The organism is Mesorhizobium sp. M1078, assembly GCF_040318615.1.
Classification (GTDB): domain Bacteria; phylum Pseudomonadota; class Alphaproteobacteria; order Rhizobiales; family Rhizobiaceae; genus Mesorhizobium.
Genome location: NZ_JAMYMP010000102.1, coordinates 1 through 562, shown reverse-complemented (window position 1 = coordinate 562; position 562 = coordinate 1). Strand labels below are relative to the sequence as shown.

Genomic DNA, 562 nt, shown 5'->3' with positions numbered 1-562 from the left:
AGAAGGTGCGTGAAGCCGGTGTTGTCATGAGCCAGGCGGTGCTGATCGCGGTCGGTATCGACTGGGACGGAAGGCGCCAGATCCTGGCCGTGGAGATGGCCAATCGCGAGAGCCGCTCGGCCTGGAGGGACTTCCTCGTCGGCCTCAAGGCGCGCGGCCTCAAGGGCGTCGAGTTGGTTGTGTCCGACGATCACGCCGGCCTGGTGGCAGCGATCGGCGAGGTGATCCCCGAAGCCGCCTGGCAACGCTGCTACGTGCACTTCCTCAGGAACGCGCTCGATCATCTGCCGAGGAAGCACGGCGACGACTGCCTGCAGGAATTGCGCTGGCTCTACGACCGGCGCGATCTCGCAGAGGCCAGGGCTGATCTTGCCGCATGGCTTGCCAAATGGTCGGCACGCTATCCGCGCCTGACAGGCTGGGCCGAGGATGCCATCGAACAAACCCTGACCTTCTTCAGGCTGCCGAGACAGCACCACAAGCATCTCAAATCCACCAACATGCTGGAGCGGCTCAACGAGGAAATCCGCCGGCGCACCTATGTCGTGCGCATCTTCCCCAA

The 562-nt window shown here is 63.9% G+C and carries 1 protein-coding gene; it reads left to right on the top strand.

Annotated features, from left to right (window positions below):
• The coding region (locus NKH38_RS33285) for an IS256 family transposase (protein ID WP_352904894.1) at positions 1 to 562 on the top strand (562 nt) is incomplete at both ends.